Annotated in this window: 14 protein-coding genes; 5 read left to right on the top strand and 9 right to left on the bottom strand. The window is 61.2% G+C overall.

The features are described from left to right. Positions 1–19: 19 nt before the first annotated feature. The 4 genes from betB to betI are packed head-to-tail and all read right to left on the bottom strand — an operon-like array spanning position 20 to position 5,298. A complete protein-coding gene (betB, locus tag ACP7B1_RS19930; RefSeq protein WP_346305660.1) occupies positions 20–1,483 on the bottom strand; it encodes a betaine-aldehyde dehydrogenase in 1,464 nt (487 codons plus the stop codon). A 40-nt stretch (positions 1,484–1,523) separates the two neighbouring features. Then, positions 1,524–3,173 carry a choline dehydrogenase gene (gene betA, locus ACP7B1_RS19925; protein ID WP_346305659.1) on the bottom strand — a complete coding sequence of 550 codons (1,650 nt, stop codon included), beginning with the start codon at positions 3,171–3,173 and terminating at the stop codon, positions 1,524–1,526. Between the two features lie 11 nt (positions 3,174–3,184). Then, positions 3,185–4,708, bottom strand: a complete 1,524-nt coding sequence (gene betC / locus ACP7B1_RS19920) for a choline-sulfatase (protein ID WP_346305658.1) — start codon at positions 4,706–4,708, stop codon at positions 3,185–3,187. Then, positions 4,705–5,298 (bottom strand): transcriptional regulator BetI, encoded by a 594-nt coding sequence (gene betI, locus ACP7B1_RS19915; RefSeq protein ID WP_346305657.1) that lies wholly within the window; start codon positions 5,296–5,298, stop codon positions 4,705–4,707. The genes betC and betI overlap by 4 nt, the downstream gene beginning before the upstream one ends. Before the next feature lie 106 nt (positions 5,299–5,404). Here betI and ACP7B1_RS19910 point away from each other — a divergent pair, with 106 nt between their 5' ends. From ACP7B1_RS19910 to ACP7B1_RS19895, 4 genes are all read left to right on the top strand, one after another. Next, positions 5,405–5,572, top strand: coding sequence for a hypothetical protein (locus ACP7B1_RS19910; RefSeq protein WP_426137211.1), 168 nt, complete (start codon positions 5,405–5,407; stop codon positions 5,570–5,572). A gap of 1 nt (position 5,573) precedes the next feature. After that, positions 5,574–6,740: an acetyl-CoA acetyltransferase gene (locus ACP7B1_RS19905; protein WP_223611449.1), complete on the top strand. Its 1,167-nt coding sequence runs from the start codon at positions 5,574–5,576 to the stop codon at positions 6,738–6,740. Between the two features lie 113 nt (positions 6,741–6,853). Continuing rightward, positions 6,854–7,564, top strand: coding sequence for a class I SAM-dependent methyltransferase (locus ACP7B1_RS19900; protein ID WP_346305655.1), 711 nt, complete (start codon positions 6,854–6,856; stop codon positions 7,562–7,564). 103 nt (positions 7,565–7,667) lie between these two features. Then, positions 7,668–8,687, top strand: a complete 1,020-nt coding sequence (locus tag ACP7B1_RS19895; protein ID WP_346305654.1) for an asparaginase — start codon at positions 7,668–7,670, stop codon at positions 8,685–8,687. On the opposite strand, the gene ACP7B1_RS19890 is transcribed toward ACP7B1_RS19895, so the two are convergent. Further along, a complete protein-coding gene (locus ACP7B1_RS19890) occupies positions 8,680–10,008 on the bottom strand; it encodes a TIGR03808 family TAT-translocated repetitive protein (RefSeq protein WP_426137210.1) in 1,329 nt (442 codons plus the stop codon). The genes ACP7B1_RS19895 and ACP7B1_RS19890 overlap by 8 nt on opposite strands. A 107-nt stretch (positions 10,009–10,115) precedes the next feature. Between ACP7B1_RS19890 and ACP7B1_RS19885 the strand changes: the two genes are divergently transcribed. Further along, positions 10,116–10,601, top strand: coding sequence for a GreA/GreB family elongation factor (locus ACP7B1_RS19885; protein ID WP_130268915.1), 486 nt, complete (start codon positions 10,116–10,118; stop codon positions 10,599–10,601). Positions 10,602–10,693: 92 nt separating this feature from the next. On the opposite strand, the gene ACP7B1_RS19880 is transcribed toward ACP7B1_RS19885, so the two are convergent. The 4 genes from ACP7B1_RS19880 to ACP7B1_RS19865 all read right to left on the bottom strand — a co-directional run bounded on the left by ACP7B1_RS19880 (position 10,694) and on the right by ACP7B1_RS19865 (position 15,515). Further along, positions 10,694–10,870 (bottom strand): AbrB/MazE/SpoVT family DNA-binding domain-containing protein, encoded by a 177-nt coding sequence (locus tag ACP7B1_RS19880; protein WP_346305652.1) that lies wholly within the window; start codon positions 10,868–10,870, stop codon positions 10,694–10,696. A gap of 79 nt (positions 10,871–10,949) precedes the next feature. Beyond that, a complete protein-coding gene (gene corA / locus ACP7B1_RS19875) occupies positions 10,950–11,942 on the bottom strand; it encodes a magnesium/cobalt transporter CorA (protein ID WP_346305651.1) in 993 nt (330 codons plus the stop codon). Position 11,943: 1 nt separating this feature from the next. After that, the gene (gene scpA, locus ACP7B1_RS19870; protein WP_346305650.1) at positions 11,944–14,076 is read right to left on the bottom strand and encodes a methylmalonyl-CoA mutase; all 2,133 of its coding nucleotides are present in this window, start codon (positions 14,074–14,076) and stop codon (positions 11,944–11,946) included. After that, positions 14,073–15,515 carry a methylmalonyl-CoA mutase subunit beta gene (locus tag ACP7B1_RS19865; protein ID WP_346305649.1) on the bottom strand — a complete coding sequence of 481 codons (1,443 nt, stop codon included), beginning with the start codon at positions 15,513–15,515 and terminating at the stop codon, positions 14,073–14,075. The genes scpA and ACP7B1_RS19865 overlap by 4 nt, the downstream gene beginning before the upstream one ends. Between the last annotated feature and the right edge of the window lie 14 nt (positions 15,516–15,529).

Here is a 15,529-nt window from a genome sequence, read left to right as displayed (position 1 = left end):
AATGTCCCGCCTCCACGCCTCAATAGGGGCTCTCGACCTTGCCCGTTTCCACATAGACCGACTTGATCTGGCTGTAGTGGTAAAGCGCAGCCAGACCGTTTTCACGGCCGACGCCGGACTGCTTGAAGCCGCCGAACGGCATTTCAACCGGTGCCAAATTGTAGGTGTTGATCCAGCATGTGCCGGCCTTGAGCTGGCTGATGACACGGTGCGCGCGGGACAGATCCTTGGTGAAGACACCGGCTGACAGGCCGAACTCCGTATCATTGGCGCGGGCGACAACCTCGTCCTCGTCGTTGAAATCGAGAACAGCCATGACGGGGCCGAAAATTTCCTCCTGCGCGATGGTCATGCCATCGGTGACACCGGTAAATATCGTCGGTTCGACATAGCAGCCGCCTTCAAAGCCCTGCATCTTCGGTACGCCGCCGCCAAAGGCGAGCGTGGCTCCCTCAGCCTTGCCCTTTTCGATATAGGCAACAACCTTGTCGCGCTGCGCCGCGTTGATCAGCGGTCCCAGATGGATTTCGGGATCGAGCGGATCGCCGAGGCGGATTGCCTTGGTGCGCGTCACCAGCCGGTCGAGGAACCTGTCCTTGATGCCCTTCTGGACAAAGACGCGGGTGCCGTTCGAGCAGACCTGCCCGGTGGAATAGAAATTGCCAAGCAGGGCACCGCCAACGGCGTTCTCCACATCCGCATCGTCGAAAATGATCAGCGGCGACTTGCCGCCGAGTTCCATCGTGGCGTGTTTCATGTGCGAACCGGCCTGTGCCAGCACCTTCTTGCCCGTGGGCACCGAGCCGGTCAGCGAGACCTTGGCCACGAGCGGATGATCGACGAGCTGCGAACCGACGTCGCCAAAGCCCTGCACCACATTGAACAGACCATCGGGCAGACCGGCTTCCCTGTAGATCTCTGCCAGAGCGAGGGCAGACAGCGGCGTGTTTTCCGACGGCTTGAAGATCATGGCATTGCCCGCCGCGAGCGCCGGGGCCGATTTCCAGCCTGCACCCTGGATCGGATAGTTCCATGCGCCGATGCCGACGCAGACGCCCAGCGCCTCGCGGCGCGTATAGGCATAGGAGCCGCCAAGCTCGATCATCTCGCCATTGAATCCGGCGATGATGCCGCCGTAGAACTCCAGCGCATCGGCGGCCGAAGCCGGATCGGCAACCAGCGTTTCCTGAATGGCCTTGCCGGTATCGAGCGTTTCCAGCTCGGCGATCTCGGCATTGCGGGCGCGCAGAAGGTCCGCCGCACGGCGCAGGATACGGCCGCGTTCCACCGGCTTGAGCGCCGCCCAGGCGGGCTGCGCAGCCGCCGCAGCCTGCACGGCCTGTTCGATCAGGGCCGGTGTTGCGCCAAACAGTTTTGCGATGATTTCGCCGGTCGCCGGATAGATCACATCGAGCGGCTTGCCGGCCTTGTCCTCGACGAAGCGGCCATTGATGAAATGCGATGCCTTCGGCTGCGCGCGCATGGTGTTCTCCTTGGGTTGTAATTTCAGCATAGGCGGTGTGCTATCGGTCACTCACTTCCCAGCGCGGATTGATCCACGGTTCCTGATTGGAGCGCGGCAGGGGATCGCGGCCAAGAATATGGTCGGACGCCTTTTCGCCGGTCATGATCGAGGGACCATTCAGATTGCCGTTGGTGACGCGCGGAAAAATCGAAGAATCCGCCACCCGCAGGCCCTCGACACCGATCACCCGGCATTGCGGATCGACCACGGCCATCGGATCGCTTGCCGCACCCATCTTGCAGGTGCCGCAGGGATGGAATGCGCTTTCCGCGTGTTCGCGCAGGAAGTCGTCGATGGCCTCATCGGACTGCACATGCGCGCCAGGCGAAATCTCGCGGCCGCGATAGGGATCGAGCGCCGCCTGGCCGAAAATCTCGCGGGTCAACCGCACCGCATGGCGGAAGTCCGCCCAGTCATCCGGATGCGACATGTAGTTGAAGACGATCGTCGGCTTTTCCAGCGGGTCGGACGAGCGCAGGGTGACGCTGCCGCGCGACTTCGAGCGCATCGGACCCACATGCGCCTGGAATCCGTGGCCCTTGGCTGCCGCCTTGCCGTCATAGCGGATGGCGGCGGGCAGGAAGTGATACTGGATATCAGGGTAGTCGACACCGGGTTTTGAGCGCACGAACGCGGCGGATTCAAAATGGTTGGTGGCGCCGTCGCCGGTCTTGAAGAACAGCCACTGCGCACCGATCCTTGCCTTGGAAAACAGCCCGAGTTTCGAATTGAGCGTGATCGGCTTCAGGCTTTCCTGCTGGATGTAGACTTCCATATGGTCCTGCAGGTTCTGGCCGACGCCGGCGCGATCGGCCACCACGGCAATACCATGCTCCTTCAGGTGCTGCGCCGGGCCGATGCCCGACAGCATCAGAAGCTTTGGCGAGTTGATCGATGATGCCGCAACGATCACCTCACGCCGCGCGCGCACGATTTCCGTCTTGCCGCGCCGGGTGATTTCCACCCCCGTCGCCCTTTGATTCTCGATAACCACACGCCGCGCGAAGCCATTGACGAGACTCACATTCCGCCGCTTCAGCGCCGGGCGCAGATAGGCATTGGCCGTCGACCAGCGGCGGCCATTGTGAATGGTCTGTTCCATGGCGCCAAAGCCTTCCTGCTTGGCGCCGTTGTAATCTTCGGTGACTTCGAAACCGGCCTGCCTGCCCGCATCGACAAAGGCGTGGAAGAGGGGATTGTCGCGCCGTCCACGCTGCACATGCATCGGACCGTTGGTGCCGCGCCACCCGGCCTCACCGCCATGGGAATGTTCCATGCGCTTGAAATAGGGCAGCACGTCCGCATAGGACCAGCCCGCCGCGCCACTCTCCGCCCAATGGTCGAAATCATGGGCGTGGCCTCGCACATAGACCATGCCGTTGATGGAGGAGGAGCCGCCGATCACCTTGCCGCGCGGGGTCACCAGCGTGCGCCCGCCCAAATGCGGTTCGGGTTCGGATGAGAACCCCCAGTCATAGGTGCTCATGTTCATCGGGAAGGAGAGGGCGGCGGGCATCTGGATGAACGGCCCCATATCCGTGCCGCCGAATTCGATAACGATGACCGAATGCCTGCCGTCCTCCGACAGGCGGTAGGCCATGGCGGAACCGGCCGAACCCGAACCGATGATGACGAAATCTGCTTCCATAGCTGGCCCCATTATTCGCCGCGCGGAAAACGCGCGTTTTCTTCCAGAACATTCAGATCCATGTGATTGCGCATGTAGCGCTCCGAGGCCTTCTGCAGCGGCTGGTAATCCCAGGGATAATAGGAGCCGTTGCGCAGCGCCTCATAGACCACCCAGCGCCGCGCCTGGCTTTCGCGCACGGCGGCGTCATAGGCCGCCATGTCCCAGCGCGCCCTGGCGGCGGCCGTGAACTGGGCAAGCAGCGCGGCATGGGCGGGATCACCGGCAAGGTTGGTCAGCTCGTGCGGATCCGATTCAAGATCAAACAGTTGCGGCGGATCGATCTCGCAATGCACGAACTTGTACCGGCCGTCGCGCATGCAGACCAGCGGGGCATTGGAGCCCTCCGCCGCATATTCCATCAGCACAGGGCCCTGCCGCTTGCCGCCCGCCATGACGCCGGTCAGGTCCTCGCCGTCGGTCCATGGTTTGACGGTGGCAATGTCGATACCGGCGAGCGCCGCAAGTGTCGGGTTGATATCGAGCGTCGAGGCCGGCTGGGTGACCAATTGCGGCGTGATGCCCTTGCCTGCAATCATCAGCGGCACGCGGGCCGACCCCTCGAAGAAATTCATCTTGAACCACAGTCCGCGTTCGCCCAGCATGTCGCCATGGTCTGACGTGAAGACAATGATGGTGTCGTCGAGCATCCGCGTTGCCCGCAGCACCTCCAGAATCTCGCCGATCTTGTCATCGACATAGGAAATATTGGCGAGATAGCCCTGGCGCGCCCGGCGGATATTATCGGGGGTAATATCGAATTGCGTGTAGTCGCAGGCCTGCATCAGGCGCTGCGCATGCGGGTCCTGCGCTTCGAAGGGGATGGCGGCAACGGCAGGTTCAAGCGCCGGCGAATTCTCGTAGAGATCCCAATATTTGCGCCGTGCCACATAGGGGTCATGCGGATGGGTGAAGGAGACCGTCAGGCACCACGGGCGGCGCGCCGGATCATCCGACGTGCGCGACAGCTGGTAGAGTTTTTGCGTGGCGTGAAACGCCACCTCGTCGTCATATTCCATCTGGTTGCTGGTTTCAGCGACGCCGGCGCCAGTGACCGAACCAAGATTGTGATACCACCAGTCGATGCGCTCGCCCGGTTTGCGGTAGTCCGGGGTCCAGCCGAAATCGGCGGGGTAGATATCCGTGGTCAGGCGTTCCTCTAGGCCGTGCAACTGGTCAGGCCCGACAAAGTGCATCTTGCCGGAAAGGCCGGTGTAGTAACCGGCGCGGCGCAGATGATGCGCATAGGTCGGAATATCCGAGGCGAACTCGGCGGCATTGTCATAGACGCGGGTGCGTGACGGCAGCTGCCCGGACATCAACGAGGCGCGGGCCGGGGCACAGAGCGGCGAAGCGGTATAGGTGTTGGCAAAGCGGGCCGAACGCTGCGCCAGCGCACGCAGATGCGGGGCATGGATGAAATCGGCCGGACCGTCCGGAAACAGGGTTCCGTTCAGCTGGTCGACCATCAGGATGAGAATATTCGGCCTTGTCATAGGGATGCTCCGGCGGCGGCTAGTTTCGTCGTCACGTAATCTTCCACGAGCGCGATTGCCGAGGCTGCCTCAGGCGCGCCATTGCGCAGCGCATGGCGGATATAGAGCCCGTCGATCATCGCGCCGGTGCCCTCGGCAATCTGCAGGGCGGTGTCCCGGTCGGTCATGCTGCTCAGCGCAAAGGCGAGGTTGGAGTGCATGCGCCGGGCATAGACACGCAGGAGCCGGCGGGTCTCGACCGACTGCTGCGCATGCACGTAAAAGGTCAGCCACGCCGCCACGGTCTGCGGCGCGAATTGTGAGGCGGAGAAGTTGACGGCGATGATGGCGGCAACGCGTTGTGCCGGTGTCTGCGCTGGCGCCAGCGCCGCCAGGAGGTCCTGCCCGAGTTCTTTCAGGAGATGGCGCATGGTGGCCAGGATCAGCTGTTCCTTGCCGCCGAAATAATGATGCGCCAGCGCCGGCGAAACCCCCGCTTCATGGGCGATTTCCGCGACGGTCACATCAAGCGAGCCGCGCTGGCCGATGGTGCGGATCGCCGCATCGATCAACTCCCGCTTGCGCAGTGGTTCCATTCCGACTTTGGGCATGCTGAAAAACCTCGTTCAGCGGCATTATTATTCTTGATTGACTGATCAATCAATAAAAATAGCGACGTTTTGGAGCGGTATTTGATGGGAGCGCGAACCACGCGGGATGGGAGATGCAACCACCGGCAAGCAACAAATGACTCATGAAGAAGTCACCAACCGCACGATAATTGCCAAACCACAGGCGCCGGTATTGCACTGCAACAAAGTCCTTTACCTTGAAACGATGCGGGTTCATGGTTACCTCAATAAGAATGACATTTTGGAGGAATGACATGACAGCCTGTATCGTTGGATGGTCGCATCTGCCTTTCGGAAAACTGGAGGGCGAGAGCGTGGAAAGCCTGATCGTCAAGGCGGCCGTCGCTGCACTCGATCATGCAGGCATCGGCCCGCAGGATGTCGACGAGATTGTCCTCGGCCACTTCAATGCCGGGTTCTCGCCGCAGGATTTCACCGCCAGCCTCGTCCTGCAGGCCAGCGATGCCTTCCGCTTCAAGCCCGCCACCCGGGTGGAAAATGCCTGCGCCACCGGTTCGGCTGCCGTGCATCAGGGCATAAAGACCATTCGCGCCGGCGCTGCCCGTGTTGTACTGGTGGTGGGTGTCGAGAAGATGACATCGACGCCGGGACCCGAGATCGGCAAGAACCTTCTCAAAGCCTCCTACCTGCCGGAAGAGGGCGATATCCCCGCCGGTTTTGCCGGGGTGTTCGGCCAGATTGCGGCGGCCTATTTCCAGAAATATGGCGACCAGTCCGATGCGCTGGCGACAATCGCCGCGAAGAACCACAAGAACGGTGTGGGCAATCCCTATGCGCAGATGCGCAAGGATCTGGGCTATGAATTCTGCCGGCATGAAAGCGAGAAGAACCCCTTCGTCGCCGGTCCGTTGAAGCGGACCGACTGCTCGCTGGTGTCGGACGGCGCAGCAGCGCTGGTTCTGACCGACACGCAGACGGCACTGAAGATGAAGCGCGCCGTGGCCTTCCGTGGCGCCGCCCATGTGCAGGATTTCCTGCCGATCTCCAAGCGCGACATCCTGCTGTTCGAAGGCTGCGCCGAAGGTTGGAAGCGCGCCCTCGATCAGGCCGGTGTCACCATCGACGATCTGTCCTTTGTCGAAACCCATGATTGCTTCACCATCGCCGAACTCATCGAATATGAGGCGATGGGTCTGGCCAAGCCGGGCGAGGGTGCCAAGGTCGCGCTGGAAGGCCAGACGGCCATGGGCGGGCGCCTGCCGGTCAATCCATCCGGCGGTCTCAAGGCCAAGGGTCATCCGATCGGCGCCAGCGGCGTCTCCATGCATGTGCTCTCGTCCATGCAGCTGACGGGCGAAGCCGGTGGCATTCAGGTGCCGGATGCCAAGCTTGCCGGCATTTTCAACATGGGCGGCGCTGCCGTCGCCAACTATGTGTCGATCCTCGAACGCATCAAATAAATCGTCCAATAGCGTTCTTTTCGAATCCGGGACTTCAAGTCCCGGATTCGTCGTGTCAAAAGCATCCGGCAAATCCATGAATTGAATCATCTTTTCCGGCAGAGGAAAAAGACATGTCGAACGGATGGAAAGAATCGGCATCCGCCTGGATTGCCGAACAGGCGGAAGACGGTGACTACGGCCGCGTTTATGTTCTCGACAAGCCGATGCTGGAACGCGTCAGCGGACGCGGCTTTAAAAACGCACTCGATGTCGGCTGCGGCGAAGGCCGCTTCTGCCGCATCCTCAAGGGCCTTGGAATCGAGCCGGTCGGTATTGACCCGACCGAGGAATTGCTGGCGCAGGCGCAGGCCCGCGACCCCGAAGGGGACTATCGTTTCGGGTATGCGGAGGCGCTGGAATTTCCGGATGCCTCTTTCGATCTGGTTGTAAGCTACCTCTCGCTCATCGATATTCCCTATCTGCGCAAGGCCATTACTGAAATGGTCAGGGTGCTTGCGCCGGGTGGGACCCTGCTGATTGCCAATCTCAACAGTTTCAACACGGCGGGACAACCGGGGGGCTGGCAGCCCGATATCAACGGCGATCCGCGTTTCTACGTGGATCATTATCTTGAGGAGCGTGTGGACTGGGTGGAGTGGCGCGGCATCCGCATCCAGAACTGGCATCGGCCACTGAGCACCTACATGTCGCTTCTCCTCGGCCATGGTCTCACCCTGCGCCATTTCGCCGAACCGGCACCTTATGGCGGCGATCCCGACAAGGCCGATCGCTACCGCCGGGTACCCTATTTCCTTGTCATGGAGTGGCAGAAGGGCGGCTGAGCGCAATTGTGCCGTTTTCGCCATTGGAAAGGCAAACGGGGCATCCTATAAGACCATCAATTCCGGCGGACGCCGGTCGATTTCCTGAGCAATGTAGGGCGTTATGAGCAATCCGGTTCTGGTTGAAGTTTTTCGCGGCGAAACAGTGGAGAGCCGCCATCGCGGCGCGGTTGTTGTCACAGATGGCGACGGCAAGATTGTCTATTCGGCCGGCGATATCGACCGGCCGACCTTTCCCCGTTCGGCGATCAAGGCAATCCAGGCGCTGCCGCTGGTGGAAAGCGGCGCTGCCGATGCCTATGGCTTCGGCAATGAGGAATTGGCCATGGCCTGCGCGTCGCATTCGGGCGAACCGCTGCATGTGAGCAAGGCCGCCGACATGCTCGGCCGTGCGGGTCTCGACCTCTCCGCGCTGGAATGCGGTGCGCATTGGTCATCCGATCAGTCCGTGCTGATCACCCAGGCCCGCAGCATGCAGGAGCCGACGGCGCTGCACAACAACTGCTCCGGCAAGCATTCCGGATTTCTTTGCACCTGCGTGCATCTCGGCATCGAGACCGCAGGCTATTCGACCCTGGGATCGCCGACGCAGACCATGGTATGCGAAGCCATGGAGAGCGTGACCGGCGCGGTTCATTCGCTGGATCATTGCGGCACGGACGGTTGCTCCATCCCGACCTATGCCATCCCATTGAAAAGCCTTGCCCATGGCTTTGCCCGCATGGCGACCGGCACCGGCCTGCCGCCGGTACGGGCCAAGGCAGCAAAGCGTCTGCTCGATGCCACCATGGCGGCCCCATATTATGTTGCAGGCACCAACCGCGCCTGCACGCGGCTGATGGAAATGGCGCCGGGACGCATCTTCGTCAAGACCGGTGCGGAAGGCGTTTTTGTGGCGGCTTTGCCGGAGTTCGGTCTCGGTATCGCGCTCAAATGCGATGATGGCGCGACCCGCGCCTCCGAAGCGATGATTGGAGCGGTTCTCGCGCGGATTTTCCGTGGGGATGCGGAGCTGGAATCGAAGCTCGACCGGTTTGCCGACCGCGAAATGCGCAACTGGAACGGCATCACCTACGGTGTTGTCAGCCCGGCCGATATCCTGACGGAAGCCGATATCAACTGAGAATATTGCGCGCGACGATCAGCTTGTCATAACCGCTGGCATTCTGCCGGGCGAGATCCTTGGTCACCGCATCCATCCAGCGATGGCCGAGAATGCCGCCCCGGACGGCCTTCTCGATGATATTGTCGGTGATGACAGCGGAGCCGACACCGTCGACGACGCTGACATAAATGCCGGTGCCCGCCTGCCGGATCACATTGCCCGTGGCGGTGAGGTTGCGCATATAGGGGCCCCAACCCAGCTTGATGCCGTAGAGGGCCGCGTTCTCGATGACGTTGCCCGTCACGGCAATATCCGCTTCGACGCTGATGCCGATGCCGAAACCCGGCGCATCGGCGGGATAGGGCCCGATGGCGGTGAGGTTGCGCACCACATTGCCGCTGCAGGTGCCCATGCGACCGCCGCCATCGAAATTGACCATGGAAATGCCGCTGGCCGCGCCATCGACGATGTTGTTGGCGATCACCGCGCCTTCGAAGGCGAATTCGGAATAAAGCGCCATCTCGCCGCTGCCGGTGCAATTGTTGCCGATGATCTGCACATTGTTTCCGGCATTGGCGCGGACTGCGGAGAAGGCGCACCCCACCAGCACATTGTTGGAAACAAGCACATTGCCGGCACGGAACACATTGATGCCATTGCCGTTCTGGCCGGTGCCACCGCCATCGGCGCGGATATTCTCGACGCGGTTGCCGCTGACGATGGTCCCGTCCGGCCCCTGTGCATCGCGAAAAATCAGAATGCCGCCATTGCCGCAATCGCCGATATGATTGGCGGTGATGTCGAGCCCGGCGGATTGCGACGCAAAAATACCCGCATCCCGGGCGCCGCTGATGCGGTTGTTGCGGATACTGCCGCCGCATTGAGAAAGCGCAATGGCGTTTTTGCCCGATGCCGTGAAATCGCAATCCTCGATGACAATCCGGGTGACATTGGCAGCATCGGCCAGCGCCTTGGCACCGCCGGCAAGCGGCTGGTTCGCGCCATCGATGACAAGCCCGCTGAGGCGGATCTGCGCGCCGCTGCTGGCCCTCAGAAAGGAACCGCCGCCGCCATAAACGAGGCGGGTTGCGCCGGAAATGCCGGCGAGATTGGTCCGTGCGGGCAAATCCACGCCGGAAACAATATAGGTTCCGGGCTGCAGGAAAATCTGATCACCGGTCGCGCTCGCCTTCTGCAGGAGGGCATTGAGCGCCTTGCCCTGATCATCAGGCGATCCCGGATTCAGCCCTGTGGATGCCGCCGCAAAAGCGCGGGCGGGCAGGAGTGCCCCGGCACCGAGCCCGGCCATTCCACCGAGAACAAGACGTCTGTCGATCACGGGCTTTACCTCAGGTTCAGCGTTTGGACAGGCCGAGGATTGTGTGTCTTTTGGCCAATCGATTGATGGCACTTGCAGCTTGGTCAGGCAAGGCATACCTTCACCGGATGAGCAGAGCTTTCACCAAGGAAGACGACAGCAATTCATCGATTGATCTGGGCGAGCGCCCCGTCAGTCCGCACCGGAATCTGGTGACCGAAAACGGTCTTGCCATGATCGATGCTGAGATCGCTGCCCTGCATGAGGAACTGGCCAAGGGCAATGCCGAGGCCGACCGCGACCTGATCGCGCGGGCCTCGCGTGACCTGCGTTACTGGACGGCGCGGCGGGAGACGGCGGAGGTTTCCCATCCCGACCCCGCCAGCTCCGTGGTGCGCTTCGGCATGACGGTGACCATCGCCGACGAGCATGATACCCGCCACAGCTGGGCCATCGTCGGCGAGGACGAGGCCGATGCCAGCCACGGCAAGATTTCGCACGTCTCGCCCATGGCGCAACTGATGTTCGGCAAATCGCTCGGCGATATTTTCGAACTCAACGGCCGCGAATGGGAAATCATCGCGATCGGACTGCCGCAGGTTGAATCAGAATAACCAGAGAAAGCTCTAAGCCATTCGGTTACAAGGGTTCTTTGGCTGATTGCCCCAATTGGGCTGGGAAAGGCAGGCTCAGCTTTGCGGATGCATCATAAGCCATTTTTATCTGCCTGAGAAACAATGGCAGACGGTATTAGGGTCAATCCCTTGTCAGTTTCTAAAACCTCAAGTTCGTCACCAATTTTAAGATTGTAACGATCAAGAATTTCATCTGGAATAATGAAACCAACTTCGTCTCCGATCTCGATCAAGGTGACCACATACATGATCTGCGCCCCAGTGTTGCGAACGAATTACAACACCTGCAGTCAAGTGAATCAAGATCGATGATCTCATCACTTCGTCTTACAGCCAGCCCTTTTTGCGGAAGATCAGCAGCGGGATGACGGCCGAGGCAATCATCATGCCGATAGCCATGGGATAGCCCCACATCGTCTTGAGTTCCGGCATGAACTCGAAATTCATGCCGTAGATCGAGGCCACCAGCGTTGGCGGCATGAAAGCGACGGCCGCCACCGAGAAGATCTTGATGATGGCGTTCTGTTCGATGGAGATGAGGCCAACCACCGTATCGAGCAGGAAGGTGATCTTGTTGGAGAGGAAGTCGACATAGGTGCTCAGCGACTGCGTGTCACGCTCCAGCGACTTGATCCACGCCTTCGTCTCTTTCTTGTAGCTGTTCTGTTCGGTAATTGCGGCGAGGTAGACCAGCAGGCGGCTCACCCCGGCAATGCTTTCCCGCACCTTCGACAGAAACGCACCCTGGCCGCCGATCCGCGTGAGGCTGTCGCGGAAATTCTTCGTCGTCATCGGCTTGTCATTGTCGGAACGGCGGAAGATCGTGTGGGAGTTCTGGTCGATGTCCGAGGCGACGCCTTCGAGAATATCGGCAATGCGATCCGTCACGGCTTCGATGATCCCGAGCAGAATGGTCACGCCGCTGCATTTGTCGTTGATCAGCCCGTTGCCGGGCTTCGACGCCCGGCTGACATAGAGGCTGAAGGCGCGCGGCTCGGCATAGCGCACCGTGACAAGGAACGAACCCGTCAGGATGAACGAGATCGGACTGATGGCGTGATGCTTGTCCTCGGTGAAATAGAGGATTGGTGCCGTCAGGTACTGTCCGCCATTTTCGGTATAGAAACGGCTGGACTCCTCGATCTCCACCATATCCTCGCGGGTAGGGATGGCGGTCTTGGTCCAGATCTCGGTCTGCACATCCTCGTCATGGGTGGGATTGAGCAGGTCGATCCAGACCGTATTGTCTGGCAGGGCATCGCCGACCTTGGCCGGGCGAGCGGCCAGATGATCTGCTTCAAGCGTATAAACAACGATCATGTCACAATGAACCCAGCAAGGTATCAATCAGCTTTTCCGCCGCTTCACCGATCACGGTCCCCGGCGGGAAGATAGCGGTCGCGCCTGCCTTGAGCACGGCATCGAAATCCTGGGGCGGAATGACGCCGCCGACAATGATCAGGATATCGTCGTGCTCGCGCCGTTTCAGCGCCTCTTTCAGTTCGGGAACAAGGGTGAGATGCCCGGCTGCCAGCGAAGACACGCCGACAATGTCGACATTGCTCTCAATGGCAAGCTCCGCCACTTCATCCGGTGTCTGGAACATGGCGCCGACGATCACGTCGAAGCCGAGATCGCCAAACGCCGTTGCAATCACCTTCTGGCCGCGGTCGTGGCCGTCCTGGCCCATCTTGGCGACGAGGATGCGCGGCTTTTCGCCGGTGCGCTTTTCATAGGCGGCGGCCTTGGCCTGCACCCGGTCGATCACCGCGCTCTTGCCGACTTCCTTGCGGTAGACGCCGGAAATGGTGCGGATATCGGCGACATGGCGGCCATAGGCTTTTTCCAGTGCCAGCGAAATTTCGCCGACCGTTGCCCGGGCCCGTGCGGCCTTGATGGCGAAATCGAGGAGGTTGCCGGTGCCGGATTTGGCGGCGCTGGTCAGGGCGGTCAAGGCGCCGTCCACGGCGGTCACATCGCGCGTGCCCTTGAGCTGCTGCAGCTTCGACAGCTGGCGGGCCCGCACCTCGGCATTGTCGATCTTCAGCACATCGATTTTGACGTCATCGGCCGGCCGGTAGGAATTGACCCCGATCACCGGCTGCTGGCCGCTGTCGATGCGTGCCTGGGTTCGTGCCGCTGCCGCCTCGATGCGCAGTTTGGGAATGCCCTGTTCGATGGCTTTCGCCATGCCGCCGAGCGTCTCGATTTCCTCGATATGGGCGAGCGCCCGCGTCGCCAGATCGTGGGTCAGGCGCTCCACATACGCCGAGCCGCCCCAGGGATCGATGATGCGCGTGGTGCCGGATTCCTTTTGCAGGATCAGCTGGGTGTTGCGGGCGATGCGGGCCGAATGGTCGGTCGGCAGCGCCAGCGCCTCGTCAAAGGAGTTGGTGTGCAGCGACTGGGTGTGCCCCTGGGTCGATGCCATCGCCTCGATCATGGTGCGCATGATGTTGTTGTAGGGGTCCTGCGCGGTCAACGACCAGCCGGACGTTTGCGAATGGGTGCGCAGGGAGAGCGAGCGTTCGTCTTTCGGGTTGAAGTTCTTCTTCAGCAGCACCGCCCAGAGCAGGCGCGCGGCGCGCATCTTGGCGACTTCCATGAAGAAGTTCATGCCGATGGCCCAGAAGAACGACAGGCGCGGCGCGAACGTATCGATGTCGAGCCCGGCGGCGACACCGGCCCGGACATATTCGATGCCGTCGGCAATGGTATAGGCAAGCTCGAGATCGGCGGTCGCGCCGGCCTCCTGCATGTGATAACCGGAAATCGAGATCGAGTTGAATTTCGGCATATTCTGCGAGGTATAGGAGAAAATGTCCGAAATGATCCGCATCGAAGGCTGCGGCGGGTAGATGTAGGTGTTGCGCACCATGAACTCTTTCAGAATGTCGTTCTGAATGGTTCCGGCGAGCAGTTTCTGGTCGACGCCCTGTTCCTCGGCGGCAACGATGTAAAGCGCCAGAATCGGCAGGACCGCGCCGTTCATGGTCATCGACACGGTCATTTCCCCAAGGGGAATCCCGTCGAACAATTGCTGCATGTCGAGAATGGAATCGATGGCTACGCCCGCCATGCCGACGTCACCGGCCACGCGCGGATGATCGCTGTCATAGCCGCGGTGCGTGGCAAGATCGAAGGCGACGGAAAGGCCCTTTTGGCCGCCCGCCAGATTGCGCCGGTAAAACGCGTTGGATTCTTCCGCCGTCGAAAATCCCGCATATTGCCGGATCGTCCAGGGCTGCTGGACATACATGGTGGGGTAGGGCCCGCGGATGAACGGGGCCGATCCTGGAAACGTGTCGAGGTGGGACAGGCCCTTCAGTGCCGCATCGCCATAGGTGCGCTTGACGCGGATACCTTCCGGGGTTTTCCACGCCGCTGCTTCGGGCTTGCGGGCAGATGCTTTGGGCTCTTGCCAGTCGATCTGGGTAAAATCGGGAACTCTCATTCTGCGGAAGCCTGCAATGTTTCATCGATGCGTGGGAAGGTCAGCGGCTCGCAGTGAACCACACCATCCGTCGGCAGCGGCATATGGGGGGCATCAAGCACGGTCACTGGCCGCTCTTCCTTCGCAGGGAAAAGTGTCGTTCCGATGATCGCCCGCGTGCCGGACCGGTATTCTTCGTTGCGCGCCGTCCGCGCCGCGATGATGCGCTGCTGGAAGCGGTCTTCGACCAAGCTTTGCAAAATGCCGCCTTCCTTTTCCAGCATCTGGAATTCCTTCCATGCGGCCTCGCACAGGGCGTCGGTCAAGGCTTCGATCGCACCCGAACCGGCTCCCGGATCGGCGACGAAGGCAAGGTTGCTCTCGTCGGCCAGTACCAGCTGGGTGTTGCGGGCAAGCCGCCGCGCAAACGGGTCGGGCAGGCCGTGGGTGATGGTATGCGGCAGGATGGCGAGGCTGTCGGCACCGCCCACCGCCGCCGCAAACGCCGCAATCGTGGTGCGCAGCGTGTTGGTTTCGCAGTCCTTTTTCGTCATCATCCGCATGGAGGTTTCCGCATGGATGGTTGCGGCAGACGGGGGAATGCCGCAGGCCTCCTGCAGGCGAGCCCAGAGGCGGCGCAGCGCCCGCAGCTTGGCGATGGACAGGAACTGATCCTGATCGACGGCGATGGAAAAACCGATATGCGGGGCGGCGTAGACAATCGGCTGGCGCGCTTGCTCGAACAGGCGGAAATGGCCCGATGCGATGGACAGCATGGCGCCCAGCTCCTGCGCCTCCGTTGCACCGGCATTGTGATAGACCCGGCCATCGGCTTCCAGCACGATCCCCGGCAGGTCGGTGGAGAAGAACCCGGCCAGCGACTGCGGCAGGGATGCCTTGAGCGCTGCCAGCGTCATGCGCAGGCGGCCGGTTCCGGCCAGCGTTGCCGCGGGATCGATCCCCAGCGAGAAGCTCAGTGTTTTCGGGTTGATATTGCGCGGGCGCATGTAATCGACGAACCAGTCGGCACAGGCGCGGCTTTTCGGATGCACGTCCATGCGCAGGTGGATCATCTCCAGATGCACGCCGCGCAGCACCTGATCGACCGCCTCGCGCGTTGACGGCAAACCGTAGCCAAACGCGTTGGGTGCCCCTTCGAACACCAGCGAAATACCGGTCGCGCCGTTTTCCAGATCTTCCAGAAGCTGCCTGTTGGCGCGAACCGGGTCCGGATCGTCGATGCGCTGGACGATATGCCATGGCTGCGCCGGATTACGGCGCGGGGTCAGTTTGGCATTCTTGCGGCGTTCATACAGCGGCTCGATGGGAATATTGTCGTCGGTCCGCGAGACGAGGGCCTCATGGAAATCCGCACCCTTCAGGGCCTTTTGCGCCAGTTTGACCCAGCCCTCGCGGTTTGCCGCGGCAAACGCCGTGTCCTTTAGGATAGACGCGTCCATGCTCACTCCCGGTC

Source organism: Phyllobacterium sp. SL163 (assembly GCF_049896885.1).
Classification (GTDB): domain Bacteria; phylum Pseudomonadota; class Alphaproteobacteria; order Rhizobiales; family Rhizobiaceae; genus Phyllobacterium; species Phyllobacterium calauticae.
This window is presented reverse-complemented; position numbering and strand designations above follow the sequence as displayed.